22 protein-coding genes are annotated in these 22,688 nt (G+C 60.4%); 9 read left to right on the top strand and 13 right to left on the bottom strand.

Annotated elements, in window-relative coordinates; genetic code table 11:
- Window positions 1–108: 108 nt before the first annotated feature.
- The 5 genes from RUH75_RS13710 to RUH75_RS13730 all read right to left on the bottom strand — a co-directional run bounded on the left by RUH75_RS13710 (window position 109) and on the right by RUH75_RS13730 (window position 4,601).
- Window positions 109–1,221, bottom strand: a complete 1,113-nt coding sequence (locus RUH75_RS13710) for an alkene reductase (RefSeq protein WP_313806847.1) — start codon at window positions 1,219–1,221, stop codon at window positions 109–111.
- A 70-nt stretch (window positions 1,222–1,291) separates the two neighbouring features.
- Entirely contained in the window at window positions 1,292–2,191 is a 900-nt protein-coding gene (locus RUH75_RS13715) for an SDR family NAD(P)-dependent oxidoreductase (RefSeq protein WP_313806850.1), read from the bottom strand.
- Between the two features lie 33 nt (window positions 2,192–2,224).
- Entirely contained in the window at window positions 2,225–3,313 is a 1,089-nt protein-coding gene (locus RUH75_RS13720) for a Gfo/Idh/MocA family oxidoreductase (protein ID WP_313806851.1), read from the bottom strand.
- Window positions 3,314–3,407: 94 nt separating this feature from the next.
- Entirely contained in the window at window positions 3,408–3,788 is a 381-nt protein-coding gene (locus tag RUH75_RS13725; protein ID WP_313806853.1) for a limonene-1,2-epoxide hydrolase family protein, read from the bottom strand.
- A 30-nt stretch (window positions 3,789–3,818) separates the two neighbouring features.
- The gene (locus RUH75_RS13730) at window positions 3,819–4,601 is read right to left on the bottom strand and encodes an enoyl-CoA hydratase-related protein (RefSeq protein ID WP_313806856.1); all 783 of its coding nucleotides are present in this window, start codon (window positions 4,599–4,601) and stop codon (window positions 3,819–3,821) included.
- Between the two features lie 105 nt (window positions 4,602–4,706).
- Here RUH75_RS13730 and RUH75_RS13735 point away from each other — a divergent pair, with 105 nt between their 5' ends.
- The 5 genes from RUH75_RS13735 (at window position 4,707) to RUH75_RS13755 (ending at window position 11,088) form a co-directional block, all read left to right on the top strand.
- Window positions 4,707–5,396, top strand: coding sequence for a 2-oxo acid dehydrogenase subunit E2 (locus RUH75_RS13735; RefSeq protein WP_313806858.1), 690 nt, complete (start codon window positions 4,707–4,709; stop codon window positions 5,394–5,396).
- Between the two features lie 141 nt (window positions 5,397–5,537).
- A complete protein-coding gene (locus RUH75_RS13740; protein ID WP_313806860.1) occupies window positions 5,538–6,512 on the top strand; it encodes a hypothetical protein in 975 nt (324 codons plus the stop codon).
- Between the two features lie 53 nt (window positions 6,513–6,565).
- Window positions 6,566–7,453 carry an enoyl-CoA hydratase-related protein gene (locus tag RUH75_RS13745; protein ID WP_313806862.1) on the top strand — a complete coding sequence of 296 codons (888 nt, stop codon included), beginning with the start codon at window positions 6,566–6,568 and terminating at the stop codon, window positions 7,451–7,453.
- 335 nt (window positions 7,454–7,788) lie between these two features.
- On the top strand, window positions 7,789–10,134 hold the full coding sequence (locus RUH75_RS13750; RefSeq protein ID WP_313806864.1) for a TonB-dependent receptor: 2,346 nt from the start codon (window positions 7,789–7,791) through the stop codon (window positions 10,132–10,134).
- Between the two features lie 75 nt (window positions 10,135–10,209).
- Window positions 10,210–11,088 carry a TIGR03619 family F420-dependent LLM class oxidoreductase gene (locus tag RUH75_RS13755; RefSeq protein ID WP_313806865.1) on the top strand — a complete coding sequence of 293 codons (879 nt, stop codon included), beginning with the start codon at window positions 10,210–10,212 and terminating at the stop codon, window positions 11,086–11,088.
- A gap of 33 nt (window positions 11,089–11,121) precedes the next feature.
- Here the strand turns inward: RUH75_RS13755 and RUH75_RS13760 are convergent, their stop codons facing one another.
- Both RUH75_RS13760 and RUH75_RS13765 read right to left on the bottom strand, forming a co-directional pair.
- On the bottom strand, window positions 11,122–12,522 hold the full coding sequence (locus RUH75_RS13760) for an aromatic ring-hydroxylating dioxygenase subunit alpha (protein ID WP_313806867.1): 1,401 nt from the start codon (window positions 12,520–12,522) through the stop codon (window positions 11,122–11,124).
- Window positions 12,523–12,622: 100 nt separating this feature from the next.
- Entirely contained in the window at window positions 12,623–13,624 is a 1,002-nt protein-coding gene (locus tag RUH75_RS13765) for a hypothetical protein (protein WP_313806869.1), read from the bottom strand.
- A 161-nt stretch (window positions 13,625–13,785) separates the two neighbouring features.
- Here RUH75_RS13765 and RUH75_RS13770 point away from each other — a divergent pair, with 161 nt between their 5' ends.
- The 3 genes from RUH75_RS13770 to RUH75_RS13780 are packed head-to-tail and all read left to right on the top strand — an operon-like array spanning window position 13,786 to window position 15,864.
- Window positions 13,786–14,784: a hypothetical protein gene (locus RUH75_RS13770; protein WP_313806871.1), complete on the top strand. Its 999-nt coding sequence runs from the start codon at window positions 13,786–13,788 to the stop codon at window positions 14,782–14,784.
- A gap of 24 nt (window positions 14,785–14,808) precedes the next feature.
- Complete coding sequence (locus tag RUH75_RS13775; protein WP_313806873.1) at window positions 14,809–15,360, top strand: hypothetical protein; 552 nt, start codon at window positions 14,809–14,811, stop codon at window positions 15,358–15,360.
- Window positions 15,361–15,393: 33 nt separating this feature from the next.
- Window positions 15,394–15,864 carry a nitroreductase/quinone reductase family protein gene (locus tag RUH75_RS13780; protein ID WP_313806876.1) on the top strand — a complete coding sequence of 157 codons (471 nt, stop codon included), beginning with the start codon at window positions 15,394–15,396 and terminating at the stop codon, window positions 15,862–15,864.
- A 129-nt stretch (window positions 15,865–15,993) separates the two neighbouring features.
- Here RUH75_RS13780 and RUH75_RS13785 read toward each other — a convergent pair whose 3' ends face one another.
- The 4 genes from RUH75_RS13785 to RUH75_RS13800 form a co-directional block, all read right to left on the bottom strand.
- Window positions 15,994–16,809, bottom strand: a complete 816-nt coding sequence (locus tag RUH75_RS13785; protein ID WP_313806878.1) for an enoyl-CoA hydratase-related protein — start codon at window positions 16,807–16,809, stop codon at window positions 15,994–15,996.
- A 62-nt stretch (window positions 16,810–16,871) separates the two neighbouring features.
- The gene (locus RUH75_RS13790; RefSeq protein WP_313806880.1) at window positions 16,872–17,894 is read right to left on the bottom strand and encodes an alpha-ketoacid dehydrogenase subunit beta; all 1,023 of its coding nucleotides are present in this window, start codon (window positions 17,892–17,894) and stop codon (window positions 16,872–16,874) included.
- A gap of 10 nt (window positions 17,895–17,904) precedes the next feature.
- Complete coding sequence (locus tag RUH75_RS13795) at window positions 17,905–18,888, bottom strand: thiamine pyrophosphate-dependent dehydrogenase E1 component subunit alpha (RefSeq protein ID WP_313806882.1); 984 nt, start codon at window positions 18,886–18,888, stop codon at window positions 17,905–17,907.
- Window positions 18,889–18,910: 22 nt separating this feature from the next.
- Window positions 18,911–20,077 (bottom strand): acyl-CoA dehydrogenase family protein, encoded by a 1,167-nt coding sequence (locus RUH75_RS13800; protein ID WP_313806884.1) that lies wholly within the window; start codon window positions 20,075–20,077, stop codon window positions 18,911–18,913.
- A 176-nt stretch (window positions 20,078–20,253) separates the two neighbouring features.
- Between RUH75_RS13800 and RUH75_RS13805 the strand changes: the two genes are divergently transcribed.
- Complete coding sequence (locus tag RUH75_RS13805; RefSeq protein ID WP_313806886.1) at window positions 20,254–21,102, top strand: oxidoreductase; 849 nt, start codon at window positions 20,254–20,256, stop codon at window positions 21,100–21,102.
- Between the two features lie 13 nt (window positions 21,103–21,115).
- Here the strand turns inward: RUH75_RS13805 and RUH75_RS13810 are convergent, their stop codons facing one another.
- Window positions 21,116–21,625 carry a hypothetical protein gene (locus RUH75_RS13810; RefSeq protein WP_313806888.1) on the bottom strand — a complete coding sequence of 170 codons (510 nt, stop codon included), beginning with the start codon at window positions 21,623–21,625 and terminating at the stop codon, window positions 21,116–21,118.
- Window positions 21,626–21,629: 4 nt separating this feature from the next.
- Window positions 21,630–22,688, bottom strand: a complete 1,059-nt coding sequence (locus RUH75_RS13815) for a phosphotransferase family protein (RefSeq protein ID WP_313806890.1) — start codon at window positions 22,686–22,688, stop codon at window positions 21,630–21,632.

Raw genomic sequence — 22,688 nt, forward strand, 5'->3', positions numbered from 1 at the left:
GCGGGATCCCGGATCAAGTCCGGGATGACGAAGCTGTAATGGCAAGAAGCCACCCCTATCTGCCGCCAAGCCAAAGCGTTTCGGGCCTTCCTTGCCAGGCTCGCGGCTTCACTCCGCCGTGTGACGGGGATAGTCGGTATAGCCCTTGTCCTCGCCCACATAGGCATAATCGAAATCCGCCTGTGCCAGCGGATAGCCATGGCGCAGGCGGCTCACCAGATCGGGATTGGCGATATAGGGGCGGCCAAAGGAAATGGCGTCGGCCTTGCCGGACGCGATGGTGGATGCCGCCGTCTCCGCGTCGAAACTGCCATTCTGGATGATCGTACCAGCGAACACGGCGCGCAGATGATCCATGACGGGATAATCGGGCTTTTCCATGAAGCCTGAGGCGATCGGTTCGATCAGATGGATATAGGCCAGGCCATGATCCTGCGCCAAAGCGCCGATCGCTTCGGTGAGGGCGGCGGGGTTGTCGTCGCCCATGCCCTTGCGTTCGCTGGTCGGACTGACCCGCAGGCCGATGCGGCCGGGTTCGACCTCGCCGGCGACGGCTTCTATGATTTCTCCGAGCAGGCGCACGCGATTTGCGATGCTGCCGCCATAGGCGTCGGTGCGACGGTTGGTCTTCGATTGCAGGAACTGGTCGATGATATAGCCATTGGCGCCGTGGATCTCGACACCATCGAAGCCCGCGGCCATGGCGTTGCGCGCGCCCATACCATAGGCGGCAACCACCCCTTCAATGTCAGCCTGGGTCATCTCGCGCGGCACGACATAGGGCTTCATCGGCAGGAAATGGCTTGTGTCCCCTTCGGGGCGCGGCGCGAAAGTTTCGCCTTCGCCCGCGATCGGTGAGGGGCCGATCGGTAGCTGTCCCCCGATATAGTCGGGCAGGACGAGTCGGCCCATATGCCAAAGCTGCGCATAGATGCGGCCGCCCGCTGCGTGCACGGCCTCTGTCACCGCTCGCCAGCCCGCCACCATCTCGGCATTCCATATGCCGGGCGCGCGATACCAGCCCATGCCCATCGGATGAACGGCTGTTGCCTCCGACACGATCAGACCGGCATCGGCCCGCTGGGCGTAATAGACTAGCTGAACAGGTGTCGGGACATGCTGCTCCGTCGCGCGCGCGCGCGTCAGGGGCGCCATGATCACGCGGTTGGGAAGGTCTAATGTGCCGACCTTCAGCGGCTGGAACAGGGCGTCGACGGACATTGCAACCTCTGACGGGGTTTGAAACATGGCATGGCGGGAGGGGGTCTGCATGCCCCCTCCCACGGATCGATCAGGGATCGAGCCATTCGCCGGGATTGATGCCGGCATTATGGCGCGCGAACTTCAGGATTTTCGAGACGCGCTCGCCCAAGACGGTGGGGTCCTTGGAAGCCTCGCAACCCGGCCCATGCTGCCAGCTTTCCGCAACAGTGATGCCATAGCCCCAGACTTCGAAGACGCGGCCGCTGACATGGCTGGACTCCGCGCTGGCAAGCCAGGCGACGAAACCGGCGATCCATTCGGGATCACGGCGTTCCAGCTGCTCTGGCGTCCATTCACGCAATCCTGCGGTCATGCGCGTTTCGGCGCGCGGAGCGAGTGCGTTGACGGTGACGCCAATCCGCTGCAACTCCCGCGCGGCCACCTGGCTGAAGCTGGCGATACCACCCTTGGCCGCCGCATAATTGGCCTGCCCGATATTGGCGAACAGCGCGGAGTGGGAGGTGGTGTTGATGACGCGTGCATCCGGCTGACGCCCGGCCTTGCTCTCCATGCGCCAGTAATTGGCGGCATGATGGGTCGGTGCGAAGGTGCCCTTCAGGTGAACCTTGACGACGATATCCCATTCTTCCTCGGTCATGTTGACCAGCATGCGGTCGCGCAGGATGCCCGCATTGTTGACCAGAATGTCGAGCCGGCCGAAGGTGTCGACCGCCTGCTGCACCATGTCCCTGGCATTGTCGAAGTTGGACACGTCGCCGCCATTGACGACGGCCTCGCCGCCCAGCGCCCTGATCTCGTTCACCACTTCCTGCGCCGGGGTCGTGTCGGCCCCGCCGCCGGCAGCGTCGCCGCCCAGATCGTTGACTACGACCTTTGCGCCATGTTCGGCCAGTTTCAGCGCATAGGTGCGACCGACGCCGCGGCCCCCGCCGGTGACGATGGCCACCCTCCCTTCAAGCAAACTCATGATCTTCCCTCACTTTCAAAATAGGTGATCCGTTCAAAGAGTGATGCGCGTGCCAGAGGCCGCCGAGCGCTCGATCGCATCGATCAGCCGATGCCGCCGCACCGCATCGTCAAATGTAGGGCATGTCGATGTGCCGTCGCGCAGATCGTCGGCCAGCCGGGCATAGGCCTGGGCGACATTCTCCGCGAAGGGGGGCACATCGGGCACCCATTTATAGCTGTCGGGAACCGGAAGCGGCGACAGCGACTGTTCGTCACCCCGCGCGCCGGACAATGTGAGCGGGAACATTTGCGCGTGACCGGCATCTGCGGTGGCCACGATGTCACCTTCCGTTCCGTTGATCTCCCAGCGGAAATTGGTGCCCCTCGACAGGCCGCCACGATAATGGACCGCTGCCGTCGCACCATTGTCGAGTTCGCCGGTGACGATGACCTGATCGGGCGCCGTCATCGGCTGTTCAATGCCGTCCGGGACCAGCGTAAAGCTCTTGCGGCGATTGGCGAGCAGAGCGTTGACGCTCCTGAATTCGCCAAGGCACATCGCAACGGCATCGATGGTGTGACCGAAGGGAATGGTCAGCAGCGTCGCCCCATTCGCGTTGTCGGCGGTATAGGCGTTGGGCTGGTTGATGAACGCGCCCCAGTTCATGCCCGAACCGACCAGAGTGGTGGAAAGGACGGTGCCGACATAGCCGTCGGCGATCAGGTCGCGCACATAATTGAAGCTGGGCGCGGACCGGGCCTGCATGCCCACGGCGCCGATGACATTTTTCGCGCGCGCGAGCTTCGCCATCTGCTCGGCTTCGGCCAGTCCGTTCCCCAGCGGCCATTCGCAATAGACATGTTTGCCCGCGTTCAGGGCGGCCGTGACCAGTTCCCGATGATGCGGCACCTTCACGGTGACGACGACCAGATCGACGGCGGGATCGTTCACCAGGGAATGATGATTGTCATAGGCGGCAGGCACGCCGAATTCGGCCGCGGCGGCGGATGCGCTTTCCTGGCGCGTGGTGCTCAGCGCCACGATGTCATAGGCAGGAAGCGCGCGAAGCGCGGGAATGTGCGAGAGCGCTGCCCAGCTCCGTCCCGGCGCCACCCCGATGATACCTACGCCAATCGTCATCCCGGCTTCCTTATTTGATCGCTATAATGTGATCTGCATGCATACTATATGCTTTAGAGCTATTTTGCAATGGGCAGATTGATCTGCCCTCCGTTCAGCCAATGGCCGCCATGGCCGCCTGAAACTGCGCGGAATCGAAATAGTCGCGCCAATGCGTGATGTAGCCATCCTGCAATTCGAATATGCCCATGACCGGCATTTCCAGCCATGACCCCTTGATGCGGAAACGATCGAGGCGTTCGGTCAGGACGACTCCCTCGGCCCCCTCCGCCATATGATGCAACTGCCAGTCGATTGCCTCGGCATCGGTCACGAACATGGCGAGTCCTTGCCGGATGGCATCATGGCCGACCAGTGGCGGCCAAGGCATGTTGTGGTAGATGCAATCGGGCGCCATGACCGCCAATATCGCATCCAGATCGCGGGTTTCCCATAGTCGGATGAAGTTGCTGATACGCTCGCAATCGGGTGTCATGATCGTTTGTCCTTGCCGCTTTCGATGGGATTATTTGCCGGTCCAGCGTGGCGGTCGGCGTTCGGTGAAGGCGCGCTTTCCTTCCACGGCGTCCTCGCTCTCCATGACCCGCTGCGTCAGAGGGAAGCGGCTGATATCGAGCGCATCGGACAGGCTGGGCAGATCGAAGGAGCCATAGGCGACCTCCTTCGAGCAGCGTATGGAGAGCGGCGCACAGGTCGCCACTTCACTTGCCCAGCGTCTGGCCGCAGCCATCAGATCCTGTCGCGGCACGACTTCGCTGACGAGGCCGATGGCAAAGGCTTCATCAGCCTTCACGACCCTGCCGGTCAGGATGATGTCCATGGCCCGCTTCATTCCAACGGCACGCGGCAGGCGCTGAATGCCGCCACCCAGAGCCGCCCAGCCGACTTTCGGTTCGGGTAGCGCGAAGGTGGCGGTGTCGGCCGCGACGATGAAGTCGCACGCAAGCGCAAGCTCGAACCCACCGCCAAGGGCCAAGCCGTTCACAGCCGCGATCACGGGCAGTGGATAATCGGTTCGCGCATTGAACCCGGCAAAACCGCCGGAACCGATTTCCATCACCCCGGATTCCAGATTGTCCTTCAGGTCATAGCCCGCGCAAAAGGCGCGATCGCCGCCGCCGGTGACCACCACAACCCTAATGCCCTTCATCGACGGCAATCTGTCGAACAGGTCGGATAGTTCGTGATGCGCGGCGGGATGAAGGGCATTCATCCGATCCTGCCGTTCGATGGTCAGTACTGCAATTCCGCCCTCGACTGAGAGCGTGTAATAGCTGCCTCGTTCCACTTTGCCGACTTTCCTGCTTGGCGCAGCCGGGCACGTCCCCTTGCGCATGGCAAGGCATATGATATGCTATGTAACCATATTAATGCAAACTATATTGGGTGGGGCATGGCCGGGACGGTGTTGAAGTTTGAAGGCATAAGAGGAATCATCGCGCAGAAAATGCGCGAAAGTCTGGAAAAGACCGCGCAGCTGAGTTTTTTCTGCGACATAGACGCAAGCGGGCTGGTCCGGGCGCGGAGCGCATGGAAGGAAAGCGGTACGAAACTCGGTTATGAGGATCTGGTAGCGAAAGCGCTGGCGGCGATCGTGCCGGACTTCCCGACCTTCAATGCGATTGAAACAACGCAGGGCGTCGAGTTGCAAGGCGACGTCCATGTCGGTTGCGCGATCGCGCTTCCCGGCGCGCTTGTCGCTCCGGCCATCTTCAACGTCCAGCAGCTTGCCCTTCCCGAAATTGCGGATGCGCGCGCCGATCTGATCAGCCGCGCGAAGGCCAACAAGCTGAGCATAGCCGAACTGACCGGCGCAACCATCACCATCACCAATTTGGGGCTGACCCGCGTGGAACATTTCACGCCGATCCTCACCTATCCGCAGCAGGCGATACTCGGCTTGGGGCGGATCGCGAACAAGCCATGGGTGGATGGAGATTCGCTGGTCGTTCGGCCCGTCATGGGGGTGTCCCTGACAGTCGACCATCGCGTGATCGATGGTGGTCCGGCAGGAGATTTCCTGACCCGTCTGGCCGCCGTTCTGGAGAGCGCCGAGGGATTGGGACATGAGAAGGCAGATTAGCCCACAGGGCGCGCGCCATTTTCCGCCCCATGTGCGCTGACAGGCAGTCCATGCAATTGATGGGGATCGATGGCAAGCCGCTGCTCGCACATTCTCTGCTTGTCATTATGGTATGCTAATGTACCATAATAGGAAACAGTCATGTTGGAGAGCGTAATGCTGTTGCACGAGGATTATCCGCATACCGTCCCTGCGCGTGCCTGGCTGCGGTGGAAGGAAAATTATTTCTGGGTCTTCATGGACCCTGACCGGGATATTTGCTGCCTTGCGCATTGCACCGCCGAGCCGACCTACGATCGTGCCTTTGTCTCTTTCACGGTCCTGCACAAGGGACGAAAGCTGATCAGCGGCAAGGAAGTGCCGATGCCTTCGCCCTTCGAGCATCAGAAAATCCTTCATTATGGCGGCCTGACGTTGCGGTTTCTGAAACCACAGGCTGAATTTCAGATCGAATATGAAGATGAACATGTCGCGGCTACACTCCATTTCACGCGCCGCATGCATCTTTTCGATTTTCAGGCATGTGCGGACGTCAACCCGGACTTGTTCTCGGTTTCCGAAAATACCGCATTCGAACGCAATTCCTTCCGCCATCAGGGCCAGTGCATGAATGCAAGCGGCACCATCACTTTCAGGTCCGGGGAATGGGCGGGGACTTCAATCGACGTCGATGGTTCCGGCTATCGCGACCATAGCTGGGGAATGCGTAACGACCAGCTGACGCTCGACCATAACTGGTCCTTTTTCAATTTCCCCAGCAAGGGTTTCCACCTGATGCAGGTGCGGAACACCATCCGTCCGATGAACATGACCGCCGAAGGATATATGGCGCGGCCGGAGGGGAATGAAGTGGTGAGGGATCTGCGGATCGAAAATATCGGTCACGGGCCGGACGACATGCCCGAAACGGTGGTTTTCCATGCGACGACCTTGAGCGATGAGAAATTCACCCTGGTCGCCGACGTCGGCAACGCCTTTGCGCGTCTGCCGCTGCACTCGCAAAAGCCGGGCTCCAAGGCCTATCTCAACGTCGAGAATATGTGCCGCGTCCGCTGCGAAGAAACCGGCGAAGAGGGGCTGGCGAATGTGGAAATCGGCGCGTTGAAGGACGCCTGAGCCGGAGATCAACCGGGGGCAGCGATATCCTGTAACGGAGAGATAAGGCAAACATGTCGATATGTGAAGCCATCCGCTACGAACATGATGGTCCTGTAGCGACCATCATGTTCAATCGGGCCGACAAATTGAATGCCTTTACCCGGCCGATGGCCATGGAACTGGTGCGAATGTTCGACCGGACCGATGCCGACGATGCGGTTCGGGCTGTTATCCTGACAGGGGCGGGGCGGGCCTTCTGTGCGGGTGCCGACCTGTCGCCTGACGAATCATCTTTGTTTCACGAGGTGCCGGCCCCGGTCGAGGAAGAGGAACAGGAGCAGGATCGACATGATCCTCCCATGCGCGACTTTGGCGGTTTGATCACCCTGCGCATGTTTCGGAGCCTCAAACCGGTCATCGTTGCATTCAATGGCCCCGCCGCCGGGATGGGTGTGACCATGACGTTGGCGGCGGACTATCGGCTGGCGTCCACAACGGCGAAATTCGCCATGCCTTTCACCCGCCGCGGCATTGTTCCTGAGTCGGCTGCGAGCTGGTTTCTCCCGCGGATCGTGGGCATCGCCAAGGCGCTGGAGTGGACGATCGGCGGCTCGACCTTCTCGCCCGAAGAAGCTCTGGCGGCGGGCCTCATCGGATCGTTGCATGCGCCCGAAGCGCTGATACCCGCCGCCATGAGTATCGCTCACGACATTGCTGCTCATACTGCGCCAGTGTCCGTCGCCCTGACCCGGCAGATGCTGTGGCGCGCGTTGGGTTTTACGCACCCTATGGACGCGCATCGGATCGAGAGTCATGGCATTCGCAGCCGTGCCGGGTCAGGCGATGTGCGGGAAGGTGTGGCGAGTTTCCTGGAAAAGCGCTTGCCTCAATTTCCCGATAGAGTCCCGGATGATCTTCCGGGATTTTTCCCCTGGTGGGCGGATGACGACAGTTGGTGACGCATGGATGCTGCGACATTTGTGCGACATTTCCCCAGATTTTATGTCTGATAACCGCTTTTTGGCTAATGGCGATTGACGCCGGGCCAGCGGCGATATAAGTATGCATGTGTACCGTAAACACGAGATCGAAAATCGAATCCTAGTTTGTACATGCGGGCGGCCAGGCGTGTTTTCCTTGGCCGCACCGGCCGAGCCCTTCGGCGGTTAACGAACAAAACACAAAACAGAACATCTGCATATTGGTAATTCTCGGTCATATTCTTGGGGAGGATAAGGTGTTGAATCAGATTTTGGATTCTCAGGCCCGTCGGCGTATTTTTCGTGGCAGCCTGATGATGTCCGGTGCAGCGTTCGCGGTTGCCAATCTCGGTGCCCAGGCTGTCCATGCCCAAGAGACGGGCTTGGCCGATATCATCGTGACTGCGCAGAAAAGCGCTCAGAATGTGCAGGATATTCCCCTTTCGGTCACCGCTGTAACCGGCGACACGCTTCAGTCGAAGGGTATCGCCACCGTTCAGGAGCTGAACCGCATCGATCCCGCTTTGCAGATTGGCCATGCCACCGGGACTGTCACCACCTTCATCCGTGGCGTTGGCAATCCGGTTACCACGGCGGGTAATGAAGCGAGCGTTCCGGTCTATATCGATGACGTCTATTTCATCCGCGCATCGGTTCCGTTCTTCGACCTTGCCAGCATCGATCGGATCGAAGTGCTGAAAGGGCCGCAGGGAACGCTGTTCGGTCGCAATGCCAGCGGCGGCGTGATTTCCATCTTCACCAAGGACCCGAACCTTGCTTCGCCAGAACTGGAAGCACGGCTGGGCTACAGCAATTATCAGACGATGGATGCAAAGCTTTATGCCAGCGTCCCGATCACGGATACTCTGGCAGCCAATATCTCCGTCAGTTATCACAATCAGGATCAGGGCTGGGGACGGAACAAGCGTCTTGTTGATCCGCTCGATACATCCAAGGGTTATCAGCCGGGTGGGGAGGATTACTGGAAGGGGCATAGTTTCAGTACGCGCGGAAAGATACTTTGGGAACCGACGGAAACCACCAAGGTGAAGCTGATCGGCTATTACCAGAAGAGCTGGAATCAGATCGGCATCTATTCGCGTCCTTTCCCCGGCACGCAGGGAGGCACGCCCGATGGCGCGCATAATGGATTTGCCAATCTTCCAGGCGTGTTTCCGATTCCTTCGCAGGTTCTGCCGGAGCTTGGTTTCTACGATGTCGCCCTGGGCGACACTCAGAAGCAATATGACCAATCCGAAGGATATGGATTTTCGGGCCGGATCGACCAGGAACTTGGCTTTGCAGATATCGTCAGCATCACTGCCTATCGCAAAAATGATGAGCTATATGCTTCGGCCGGTAACTATTCGCCATATAACTGGACGCGTTATGACCTGAACGTCGTGGATAAGCAATTTTCGCAAGAATTTCAGTTGAAATCGAAATCGAGCTCCAAGGTCAAGTGGATCCTGGGTGCCTATTACCTGAATGCCGATGGCGGTTTTGATCCCACCACGATTTACGGCCCGGGCGTCGCAGCCAGTGGCATACAAGGCATCAACCTATATGGTCAGCAGAAGGTCAAATCTCTGGCAGGATTCGGTCAGCTGACCTATCCGGTGACCGATACGACGAACATCACCGGTGGCCTGCGTTACACGATCGACAAGGTCCGCGGGGATGGGCGCACCGACATCGTGTTCCTGCCCGGTGTATTCGGTGCGGGATCGGTAACTGTCACCGATCAGATTTTTGACGAAAACAACAATTGTTCCAATATTCTGGCCAATACCTTCTTCGGTGCTCCCCTGAACGGAACCTGCAACGCGCCCAATCCAGATGTGAAAAAGACCACCAAGAAGTGGACATGGAAGGGATCGATCGACCAGAAGATCAATGACGATGTCATGGTCTACGGAACCTACAGCCGTGGATATAAGGCAGGGACGTTCAATACGCTTCCGTTGGACTCGGCCGCACTCGATCCAGAAGTGATCGATGCCTATGAAGTCGGCTTCAAGTCGGAACTCGCGGGCCGTACCGTGCGCCTGAATGCGGCTCTTTTCTGGAACGATATCAGCAATGCCCAGGTCCAGGCGCAGCGCAATGGTCTGGTTTTCCTGCAAAATGCCGGTGTCGCGCGGACGAAGGGCGGGGAATTTGATCTGACCGTCGCTCCTGCCTCTGGCTTGACGCTGCGCTTTGCCGGGACCTATCTTGACGCGAAGTTCCGGAAGTTCGATGGGTGCGCCACTTATACATATTCGACCACGGCGCCGGGCAATCTCGATCAGTTGACGACCAACTGCGCGGGCAATCGCATGCCCTATGCGTCGAAATGGAAGTTCAGCGGCGGCCTGACCTACGAGCATGAAATGTCGGGCGCGGGCAATTTCACGTTCGACCTGAATGGCAACTATGCCACCAAGTTCAACTGGGATGCCGACAACGTCATCAAGGAGCCCGCGCATTTCCTGCTGGACGGATCGATTGCCTTCTCACCCGAAGCGGCGGAGCATCTGACGATCCGCTTGTGGATGAAGAACATCACGGGCGAAAAGTATAATGTGAACTATTATGCGCAGGCGTCTGGGTCTGCCTATTCGAGCGCGCCGGGTGCGCCCCGGACCTATGGCGGTGAGCTGGTCTTCAAATTCTGACCGACATCAAGGGATGAAAAGAAAGTGGGGCGATCGCATGGCGGTCGCCCCTTTTGTTTGAGCGGAGCAAGGTCGATGAAATTCTGGTTGCACATTCACAACACGCCGCCCGAACAGGGGATGGAACTGGCCGTCATGGCCGAGCAACTGGGTTTCGAAGGGGTCGTCAGCGACGATCACTGGTTCATGCCGGCTTCGACCGACACCCACGATCCCAATGAGCGCGCGCCCTTGCCGATGGATTATGTCTTTCCCGATATTTTCGCGTTTGGCGGCGCGGTATTGGCGCGGACCCGAACGCTGAAATTCGGTTCCTGCATCATGGTGCTCGCGAACAGGACCAATCCCTTTCTGGTCGCGAAGGCCGCAGCGACGCTGGCGCGGCTCAGTGACAATCGTTTCGTCATGGGGGTGGGCACCGGATGGATGCGGGATGAATATGATATGGCGGGCGTGCCCTGGGAAAGCCGGGTGCCGCGCACGGTCGAGATGATGGAGATATTGCGCAAATTATGGGCGGAAGGGCCGGTCGAACATCATGGTCGCTATTTCGATTTCCCACCGACCTATGCCGAGCCCCGTCCGTCGCAACCCATTCCGATCTATATGGGTTCGGTTGTGCCCGCCGCGCTGCGCCGTACCGGCATGGTGGCGGATGGATGGATGGGCATGACGTCGCGCCTGTCTGAATTGGCGGACCAGATGGCGCTGATCAATCAGGGCCGGGACGAGGCGGGGCGAGCCGACCGGCCGTTCGAGTTTATGGTCGGGCTGGCCCGCAGTGGCGACGGGTCGCTGCCCTCTGTGGATGATTATGTCCGAGCGGCGGAGCTGGGCGTGACCCAGCATCATGTGGGGCCGATCGACCATGCGCTGGGCGTGCTGCGGTCGGGTTTCGACGACAAAAAGAGGTTCATCGAGGAATTTGCGCATTGCATCATAGGCGCGGTGTGAGAGGGGAGGGGACCGCCCCCCCCGGACACAGGATCAGCGCGCCAAATCCCGGTCGATCAGTTCATGCCAGGCCTGGATCATACCTTCCTGATAGGCGCCAAGACGCGAATGGGGCGCGGCAGGATCGGCCGCTTTCAGGCCGCGTTGAACAAGGGGCAGGTTGCTCATGTCCTGATCGAAGATCATGCCCAGAAAGCCGAAGGCCGGTGCCTTTTCCGCTATGCTGTCATGCTCGCCGATCTCGATCATCTCAGCCGCTGGCGGCAGATTTTCGCCTTCGCGCCAGGGCATCAGCAGGCGGACATCGAAATAGCAATAATTGGGATCGGTTTCGTGTGGCAGGAACTGATAGACGAAGGGAACCGCCTCCGACAGCCACAGGGTGAAATGCGGATAAAGGAAGTAGAGCGAACTGTCGAGCATCACCGCATCGGGCTGATCATTGGGACGGCCATAGGCCTGCTCATAGGCTTCGCGCGTCCACTGCCCCAGTTGCGACCGCACATCCCCGTCTGGATCGATCTCGGGTAACGCTGCCTGAGGATAATGCCACATCTGCTGGACCTGCGCGAAGGCCATGCCGGCCGCCAGGGTCGTGGCCGACGAATCAGCGTGCATGCTGGGAACCGCCGAGGGCACAGCCTCACGCCCCACGGCGCCGAACGGGGTCGTGAATATGTCATATTTCGACTGGCTGTCGCCGTTGAACGGGACCCCCTCCGGGTGCGTCGCATAAAGGTGATAGGATTCCTGAAACGCCTCCTGCGTCGCCTTCCAGTTGGCGGGGACCAGCTTGCGGAAGCGAGCCTTGGTATAGCGGCGCTCGGGCGCGAACTCCCTGAAATGCTCAGCTATGGGGCCGAGCGCTTCGGTGAGCGGCGCCGCATCCTTGTCGGCATTGACGAAGATGAAGCCGCCCCAGCGGTCCAGCCGGATTTCCGGCAACGATCCGTTGAGGCGTGTGATTTCAGGAAAATCCCAGTGGCTGGGTATCTTCTTGAGGCGGCCGTCAGGGTTCCATTCCCAGGCATGATAGGGGCAACGGATGGTTTCGGCCGACTCCTTCTTCGAGCAAAGCAGGGTTCCGCGATGCAGGCAGCTGTTGTGGAAGGCCTTGAATTCATCTTCGCCGGAGCGGATGATGATGTAGGAATGGGGACCGACATTGAGGGGCACCCGGTCGCCGATCTGCGGAATATCCTCTTCGCGGCAGGCGAAAAGCCATTGCTTGCCGAATATCTTTGTCAGTTCCTGCCGGAAGAATTCCGGATCATGGTAGCGGCGATAGTCGACTTCGCGACGATTGGGCTCCATATCGCCGCGCGCCGCCATGGCGGGGGACAGGCCCTTGGAATCGCGTTCCCACAACTCGCCAAGCAATGGTCGGTCCGCGTTGCCGTATCCGCGCAATGTGTCGCGTGGGGCAGTCGCCATGATACTCTCCTTCGATCACCCGCAGGGGCGCTTCATCTTAATATAGTATGCTGGAATACATTTATCGCTTGGGGGCCTGTTTTGCAAGGCCCCCAACCGCTCATGCTTCGGCTTTGTGGATGCCGGGGATGGTCCGTTCATAGCAGCCATAGCCCTGAACCGAGCCATTGAGCGTCAGCGTGACGGATTGTTCGTCCAGCACCAGCGTCGGCCCGCCCTCGCTGGGATAGACGCCGACATATTGGTCGTTGGGCGACACCAGCGACAAATAGGAACTGCCATGATAGGCGGCCGTGTCGATCGTCAGCGTTCCCTTGGCGTAGCTGAGGACGATCCTGATCGGCTCTTCATCGCGCGCGACATCCTCGCAACGGTCGATCGCTTCGATCTTCGCCTCATAGCTCTTGTCGCCTTCATAGACGATCGCTTCGGAGAACACGACCTTGCCGTTGCTCTTGGTCTTGGCGTCGAACAGCATGAAGGAGACGCCATTTTCGAAATAGCCCTGCATCCACTGATGGCTGTGCAGGTCGACATTGTCGCGCGCACCCAGGCTATGGTCGCGGTTGACGATCGCGTCGAAGGGAAAGATCTCGCCGCCCACGCGAATGTCGCCCGTCAGGCGGCCCGGCTGCTCGATATGACCCGCGGGCAGAAAGTCCTGAAGGCTGCCGACCTTATGAAGATCCCAGATTTCGGCGTCCGATTCGAATGTCAGGTCGAATGTCATCGGCGTGCGGCGGCCGTCACCGACAATGCCGTTCAGCATTTCCCCGGCAGGAATCCGCATGACGCCGCCGTTGAAGCTGTAGGACAGTTTGCGGCCGGGTTCGAGGATGCGGATCGCAAAATGGGGGCCGCCCGGGCCGTCCTTCGCCGATCGGGCATTGCCAATGGCCCGGTGCGAGACGACCGACCCGTCGGGCAGGCGAACGATCACCATTTCGCGGAACATGGTCAGGTCATGGCGCCAGCGGCCGATATGGAACCAGAAACCGACGCCGCTTTTGGGATCGAAGCCGGCGAGGCAGAAATTCTCGCTCCAGTTGGCGATGTCCGGGAACGGCCCCTCCCAGGGGGTTTCCTTGACGGGTACCTGCATTACACTCTCCTTGGCTTGAGGCGCCTGCGGTTAAGGGCGGCGCGGTTCGATGGCGTGAAGGGATGTGAGATCCGCTATACAAAAGATGCTAGCATATGATATTCTAGCATCCTATCATGTTTTTCGCCAATGCGTTGGTCAATGGAATCGGGAGAGCAAGCGTGTCTGATACCGACTGGAACAGCAATCTGGGCGGCGGTTTCGGCCAGCATGGGACGCAGGATGAATTTTTCCACGGAACGGGCGAGCCTGTCGATTCGCTGACGGAAACCTGGTTCTGGAATTTCCATGTGCCGCAAGCGGCGATCAATTGTTTCGCTTATTGCTGGGTTCATCCCACGCTGAAGGTCGTGACGTCGGGACTGATGATCTACCAGGGTTTCAAGGCGAGCCATCTGGAATGCGAATTGTTCGAATTTCGCGACTTCATGTCGATGGACGTCATCGGTGACGGCAGCGATATCCAGTTACCCAACGGCCTGCGGGTTCAGGTCGTCACGCCGCTGGAGCATGTGCGCCTGACCTTCGCGGACGAGCAGCGCCAGACCAGCGTGGATGTGGATATCCGCGCCAGCGGCGTACCGATCATGCGGGCCAACAACAAGCATTTCGAGCAGGTGATGCATGTCACCGGCAAGCTGGTCCTGCGGGGTGAAGCGCATCAGGTCGACTGTCTGGCGGTCCGCGACCGCAGCTGGGCCGAGCCGCGCCCCGAAAACCACAATCCCGCGCCGCCCTATACCTGGGTGACGGGCGCTTTTGGCGACGATTTCGCCTTCAATGTGGGCTCCCATGACGACCCGGCGCGCAATCCCGAATGGAAGGACGTCATGCCTGCCCCGGCGCGGATTTTCAACGACGGCTGGGTCGTGGTGAACGGCGAGCAGCGGCGGGTGCGCCATGCGTCCAAGCTGACTCGCCGGCGCGGCGACCGGTTCAGCCCGATATCCCACGATTATCGTTTCGAGGATGAGGCGGGGGACAGCTATCACATCACCGGTGAGCTGGTCGCGCAGACCAATTGGGGCGGCTGGTCCAACATGACATGCCATCTGGGTCTGGTGAAGTGGGACTGGAATGGCCGGACGGGCTATGGCGAGAGTCAGGAAGTCCACTGGAACGACTATGTCTGGAAAATGGCGCAGAGCCGATCCGCCTAACTGCACGAAACGGGGGAAGAGCTGGTGAGAAGCCCGCAGATACTCAGTTGTCTGGTGATCGCGGTCATGGGATCGCTGATGATGAACATCCTGATCCATGACGGCATGGACCATGGCGTCGGATTTGACGTGTTCCTGGCGGGGGCAGGCGATCCATGGCAGCTTTTCATCAATAACGACCTCGTCACCGGCCTGTGGTTCATGTGCGGCTGGATTGTCCTGCGCGAGCGCGGCGGCCGGGTGATGGACGTCGTCGCATGGGTCTGGATGGTGCTGTGGTGGGGCAATATCATCGTCGCCGCCTATGTCCTGCGCGCAGCATGGCAGTCCGGGGGTGATTGGTCGTGTTTCTTCATGGGACGCCATGCGGGCCCGTCGCGGCAGGCGGTCCCGTCCTTCCTTGTCCGGACCGGCTCCGGTCTTGCCGCAATCGCGGTCGCGCTATGGCTCGCACGATCGATCGCCGCCGTACGCTGGGCGGGGATACCGACCACCGGCTATCTGCTGGGTTTTCTCCCGATCATCTTGACCCTGTTGCTACTTGCCTTTCCCGACAGGCCCGCAGAGCAGCGTTGAGATCGGGTTCACGCAGTAAAAAGGAGCATTGGCATGTCCGTACCCACCTTCAGCGACATACCGACAGATATTAATCGTCTGATCGCCGAGCATATCAAGCTGTACCTCACCGATCCGGCGGCCGCTCATATGTGGGACGCGCGCCCTGTGGGCCTTCCGGGAGAGGTGACGACCTTGTTGCTGACCACGATCGGACGCAAAAGCGGCGAACCCCGCCACGTCCCGTTGCTCTATGTCGAGGATGGCGATGGCTATCTGATCATGGGGTCCAAGGGCGGCAATGCCGATCATCCGCTCTGGTTTCTCAACCTTCAGGCCGATCCGGTCTGCGAAGCGCGCGTGGGTGCGCCGCCGGTCAAGGCCCGCGCCCGCATTCTGGAAGGCGATGAATATGCGCGGGCCTGGTCAAAAGTGGCCGAACGGCATGCCACCTACGCCAAATATCAGGCGCGGACGGAGCGGCGCATCCCCATCGTCCGTATCGAACCGATTGCCGCCGGCTGAGAACCGGCTTGCCTGACTAGAGCAAATTCCGATCCGATTGCATCGGCTCGGATGTTTGAACAGGTTCCTTGGGCGGCGCGCCGGGCGGGCAGCCGGACCGTGATGTATCTGTTTGAAGAATAGCGCGCGTCAGCGCGCCGACGGAAAGGCGGGTGGGCGCTTTTCCATGAAGGCGCGGACACCTTCAGCAAAATCATCGTCGCCGACGCACGCGACGATCCCGTCCGTCTCCGAATCCAACATGTCCGCAAGCGACAGTTGCGGTGATGCGTTGACCATCTTCTTGGCGAGCGCGATCGCCTTTTGCGGCGCTTTGGCAAGACGGTGAGCCATTTTCAGCGCCTTGTCCTCCAGCGTTTCGGCCGGGACGATGCGATGGAGCATGCCCAGCCGGAAGGCTTCGTGCGCGTCAACTTTAGCCGCCGTCAGCAGAAGCATCCGGGCCATGCGGACGCCGACCACGAGCGGGAGAACCGCCGTCACGCCGCCATCGGGGGAGAGTCCGACCCGCTGGTGCGCGAAGACGAACATCGCGCTTTCGTCACCGATCGCATAGTCCGCAATCAGGGGATAGAACAGGCCCGCTCCCGCAGCGGCACCCCGCACAGCCGTCACGATCGGCCTGTCGAAACCCGCAACGGCCTCGACCAGCTGTCGTGCCAGCGGAAGCCGCCGGGCAAAGTCGGCCTGGCGGGTTGCAATATCCTGCTCGATGGATTGGGCGAAACCGGCGACGTCACCCCCGGCGGAAAAGACCTTGCCTTCGCCACGGATCAGGATGCAGCGCACCGACGGGTCCTTTTGCGCGGTCTGGAACAGCGCGGTCAGCCCCGGCACAGCCGTTTTGGGAACCGCATTGCCATATTGCGGCCGGTTGAAGGACAGGCGCAATACGCCTTCCGACAGGTCAACCAGATAGCTTTGGTCTTCGGCCGATTGAATCATGCAAATTCCCCCGTCGGAACCATCCGCCGCCCGAAAAGCCGCGGCGGATGGTTCCTGTCATGTCAGGCGAGCGCGGCCTTGATGGCGGCCGCGATCGTGTCAGGCTGCGGCGCGAAGGCGGTTTCGAGCGGTTTGGAGAAAGGCACGGCGCTGAAGGCGGCGCCAACGCGTTCCACCGGGCGCTTGAGCGTGCCCCAAAGCTGTTCGGTGATGACGGAGGCGATCTCCGCGCCGATGCCGAACTGTTTGACCGCCTCATGCACGACGACCGCGCGACCGGTCTTGCGTACCGAAGCAAGCACGGTTTCACGGTCCCAGGGCGAGATGGTGCGTAGATCGACCACCTCCACCGAAATGCCTTCTGCGGCCAGCTTTTCGGCAACTGCAAGGCTGTGCGTCATCATCAGCGAATGGGCGATAACCGTGATGTCGCTGCCTTCACGGCTGACCTTGGCCTTGCCGATCGGCACGAGCTGTTTCGTGACCGGTGCCGGGGTCCAGTAGCTGGGCAGATTTTCGATGAAAAGCACCGGATCGGGATCGTCAATGGCGGCCCGCATCAGGCCGTAGGCATCGTCGGGATTGGATGGGGCGACGACCTTGATGCCGGCGGTATGCGCGAACCACGCTTCCAGATAGTCGCTGTGCTGACCGCCGGTGGAAAAGCCCGCCCCGGTCATGGTGCGGATCACCATCGGCACGCCGGTTTGCCCGCCTGACATGAAGCGCAGCTTGGCCGCATGGTTGACGATCATGTCCATCGACACGGTGATGAAGTTCATCAGCATGATTTCGGCCACCGGCTTGTAGCCGCCGACAGCCGCGCCGATGGCCGCGCCGATGATCGCCTGCTCGGAGATCGGCGTCGATTTTACCCGGTCCTCGCCATATTTGGTGGACAGGCCCTTGGTGACGCCCATGACGCCGCCTTCCTGCGGGTCAGCGACTTCTTCACCCAGGACAAGAACCTTGGGATCGGCCTCCATCGCATCGTGCAGGGCAAGATTGATGGCCTCGACCATCGTCATCTTCTGGATTTCGGCGCTGGCCGCTTCAGGAGCGAGCGCGGTGTTCGTGTCGGTCATGGCAGTCCTCTCACGCAATCTCTTGCGCGAACACGTCGCGCTTCAGTTCGGAGGCGTCGGGGAAGGGCGCTTCGAAGGCGGCAGTGACAGCCGCGTCGATCTGGGCTTCGATATCCTTCTCGATCGTCACCAATGCATCCTCGCTGGCGATCCCTTCGGAAACGAGGCGGGCGCGCAGGATCGGCATCGGATCATTGTCCTTCGCCTTCGCATAGAGATCCTTGTCCATATAATGGCCGGATTCGCCAAGCAGGTGGCCGTTGAAGCGGAAGGTCATCGCCTCGATCAGGGTCGGGCCTTCACCGGCGCGGGCACGCTCGATCGCGACCTTGGCGGCGCCGTACATCTCGTCGGGATCGTTGCCGTTCACCGTGATGCCGGGCATCCCGTATCCGGCGGCCCGATCCGAAATCTTCTCGACCACGCGCGAATAGGCAATGCTGGTATGTTCGGCGTAAAGATTGTTCTGGCACAGGAAGATCACCGGCAGCTTCCACAGCGCCGCCATGTTGAGCGATTCATGGAAGGCGCCGATATTGGCCGCGCCATCACCGAAATTAGCGACCGAGACGCGCTTCTTCCCATCCAGCTTCGCCGCCCAGCCCAGGCCCGTGGCAATCGGCATGGAGGAGCCGACGATGCCGGTCGTCACCATCATGCCCTTTTCGGGGCAGGTGAGATGCATGGGGCCGCCCTTGCCCTTGCAGGTGCCGGTCAGGCGCCCGGCCAGTTCCGCCCAGAGTTCGCCCAGTGGAAACCCCTTGGCAAGCATGTCGTGAATGCCGCGATAGATGGTGCAGATATAATCGTCGTCATCCAGGCTGACGGAGAGTGCTGAAGGAATGATCTCCTGCCCGCGGGGACTATAATAGGGCATGACGAGCTTTCCGGCCATCATCTGCTTGATGACGCGCTCATCATTCTGCTTGATCAGCGTCGCTTTCCTGTAGATTTCCAGAAGCGTTGCCGCATCGGGCTTGGGGTAATTGGACATCTAACCTCTCCTGATTGGCCGGTCAGTAGGACTTTGGCAGATCGAGTACCTTTTCCGCGATGAAGCTGAGGATCAACTGCTCGGTGATGGGAGCGATGCGCAGCAGGATGGATTCGCGGAACAGGCGTTCGACCTGATATTCTGTGGAATAGCCCATGCCGCCATGGGTCATGACCGCGCGGGTGCAGGCTTCGAAAGCGGCCCGGCCGCCAAGGAATTTCCCAGCATTGGCCTCGGCGCCGCAGGACGTGCCCTGATCATAGAGATTGGCGGCCCGCATCAGCATCCAATAGGCCGCTTCCAGATAGGTCCAGTTCTCCGCAAGCGGATGCTGAATGCCCTGATTTTCGCCGATATAGCGGCCGAACACCTTGCGTTCACGGGCATATTGCGCCGCGCGCGACAGCGCGCCGCGACCCAGGCCCACCGCCTCGACGCCGACAAGGATGCGTTCGGGATTGAGGCTGTGCAGGATATAGTGGAAGCCCTTGCCTTCCTCACCAATGCGGTCTTCATCGGGCACGAAATAATCGTCGATGAAGGTGGCGTTGGAATCGACGGCATTGCGGCCCATTTTGGGGATGCGCCGCACCTCGATCTGCGACTTGTCGAGATCGGTGTAGAACAGCGTCATGCCATCGGTCGGCTTACTGCACTGTTCCTTGGGCGTGGTGCGGGTCAGCAGCAGTATCTTGTTGGCGACCTGCCCGGACGAGGTCCAGATCTTGCGGCCGGTGACGCGATAGCCGCCGTCCACCTTGGTCGCAAAGGTCTTGATGCTGGTGGTGTCGAGGCCCGCATCGGGTTCGGTGACGCCGAAACAGGCCCGGTCCGTCCCCGCGATCAACGGCTTCAGCATCCGTTCCTTCTGTTCCGGCGTGCCATGCACCACCACCGAATGCGGTCCGAAAATATTGAGATGGATCGTGCTGGCGGCCGAATAGCCGCCTGCGCTGGCCGACACTTCATGCATCATGATGGCGGCCTCGGTCACGCCCAGATTGGCGCCGCCCAGTTCCTCTGGCATGGTGATGCCGAGCCAGCCGGCATCCGCCATCGCCTTATGGAATTCGAAGGGAAAGGTCTTTTCCTGTTCAAGCTTCGACCAATATTCATCGTCAAACTGATCGCAGATTTTGCGGACGCCATTGCGGATGGCCTCCTGCTCTTCTGACAGATTGATGTCCACGCAATCTCTCCCGTCGGGATCTGGCATAAGGCGCACTCATTTTTGCCGTGCGCTTGGTACGCATTCTTACTATATGCCTGAGTGCTAATGTCAAGGGTGCGGAAGCATGATGCTGCGAGAATCCGGCTTCACGCTACCGCGAGTGGTTTCGCCCCCCACGTATCAGGGAGTGAAGGATGACTGACTGGGAACAAAAGAACTGGTTTATCACGGGCGCTTCGGCTGGATTCGGCAAGGCTATGGCGCGGGCTATTCTGGAGAGGGGAGGACGGGTCATTGCCACTGCGCGCAATATCGATTCACTTGATGAGTTGATTGCTGTGGGCGGCGATCGGGTACTGGCTGTGCGGCTCGATGTCCGGGATAGCGCAGGGGTTGGCGATGCCGTCGGGGCGGCGGAGCGCTTTGGCGGCATCGATGTCCTGCTCAACAATGCGGGCTATGGGTTCATTGCTGGTGTCGAGGAGGCGCAGGACGAAGAGATCGCGGCCCAGTTCGACGTCAATTTCTTCGGCCCGTTGCGGTTGATCCGCGCCGCCTTGCCCGCCATGCGCCAGAGGGGAAGGGGCTATATCGTCAACATGTCGTCAATCGGGGGCATGCGCGGCCTGATGGGGGCGGGATATTATGCAGCCACGAAATTCGCGCTGGAGGGGCTTTCGGAAGCGCTGGCGGGTGAGGCGGCCCGGTTCGGTTTGCGGGTTCTGATTGTCGAGCCGGGCTATTTCCGCACTGATTTTTCGGGCCGTTCGCTGACTTTCCCTGCCGAGCCGCATCCCGATTATGATTTCCTCGTGCGGCAGCGGATACGTGCAGCCTCGGTCGACGGGTTGCAGATCGGCGATCCCGAACGAGCGCTTCAGGCCATTGTGGCGGCCATGAACAGCGATACGCCGCCCATGCGGTTGCTGCTGGGAAGCGATGCGCATCGGTTCGCCGTCGATGCGTTGCAGGCAAGGCAGGCCGATGTCGACAACTGGCGGACGGAGACGGAAAGCACGGACTTTCCGGAAACTTCCCGATGAGCGGCGTCAGCCCTTAGCGCCTTGGCCCCTTATCCTCGAAGGCCGGATGGATGAGGGCGGCTTCCGCCCTCACCTGATACGCCAGATAATCGCGGATCGATGTGCGCGCGGCAAGATAGGCTTGGTCCTCGCCGCGCGTCGCCCGTTCCTGCTGGAGATAGGCGAGGGCATCCTGCACCGACTGGCGCAGGATCATTGCGCTGTCGGCCATCATCCGCAGCGAGGGATAGCGTCCCTTCTCCAATCTGGCGCGCTTCAGGGCTTGGGAGATTTCAGCAGCCTGCGTTCCGTCGCCTGCGGCGTCCAGATAGTCATGCAGCCGGGCCAACAGGTCCTGAAGGGCGCCGATATCGTCCGCGAGCAACTGTCCCTCATCCTCGACACGCAAGGCCACATGACGCAGCAGATGGCCGATCGTGGCCAGCGCGCTGCGCGCCCCTATGTTGACCATCGCCGGTTCCACGACGTCGGCCAACGTCGCTTCTATGGCACGCACGATCTGCACGGCGGAAGGGTGGATCATCGCTTTATCCCATATCCACGGAAATATTCAGCTGGGCGAAGCGCTCCGGCGCGATGGGCGGCATCATGCCCATGGCGGAAGCAAGAACATGCTGGGTCAGGTGGAGCACCTCCGTCGCGGTCCAGCCCTGCCGGATATGCGCATCCGTCCGGCGCAGCGATGCCGCTGAATTATGTGACATGACAAGCAGACGCAGCGAGCGGAGCAACTGATAATATTGCACCTTCTCCCTGGAGAGGCGCAGCCCCGTCAGGCTCTCATAATAGTCGAGCGCCGGTTGCAATCCCCAGAGGGCGCGCCCGTCACGCACGATGTCGACGAGGAACCCCTGCATGAAGGCGAAATCGGCGGCGGGATCGCCGATCGACACTTCCTCCCAATCGCTGAGCGCGGCGATCCTTCCTTCGCGGAAGACTTCCTCGCCATAGCCGTTGGTGCCCTTGCACAGGCACAATCGGTCGGCCGGTGGCGCACGGTCGGACAGCCATTCGATCGCCTCCAGCACCAGGGGGATGGGTTCCGTTGCAAGCGTCAGAAATTGATCGCGCGCATGGCGCAGCGCGGAACGGGCAGCATCCGCTTCATCCCCAGGCACCGCCAGCCGTTCGTGGAGGCCGAGCGCGCGCCAGTCGACGGCATGCACCCGCGCGAGCGTCGAAATATGCTCTTTCGCGATGGCGATGCGCAGTGCGTCATAGGCCGGATCTGGGTCCGAATAATGGGGGATATTCCAGTCCCCCTCGATTTTCTCCCGGGCGTAAAAGGGCCGGTCTGTCCGTGTTGGATTATCCTCCCAGAACAGGGCGCGCGCCGTCGGTATGTCCGCTGCGTTCAGCCGGTCGTAGATGAAATATTCCAGGTCCAGCGGATTGGGATCGGTGCTGCCCGCGGGAAAGTCGCTGCGCAGGACGAGGTTGCGATCCCGTCCATCATCCAGACGATAACGGACAAAGCGCGTTTCGCGCGATGATCCGCGCGCAACGCTTTCGACGCTCAGCACGGTCGCGGCTCCGCCCAGATGATGGGACAGGATCGGCGTCAGTTCTTCGGGGGTGAAGCGCAT

This window comes from Sphingobium sp., from assembly GCF_032153725.1.
Taxonomy (GTDB): Bacteria; Pseudomonadota; Alphaproteobacteria; order Sphingomonadales; family Sphingomonadaceae; genus Sphingobium.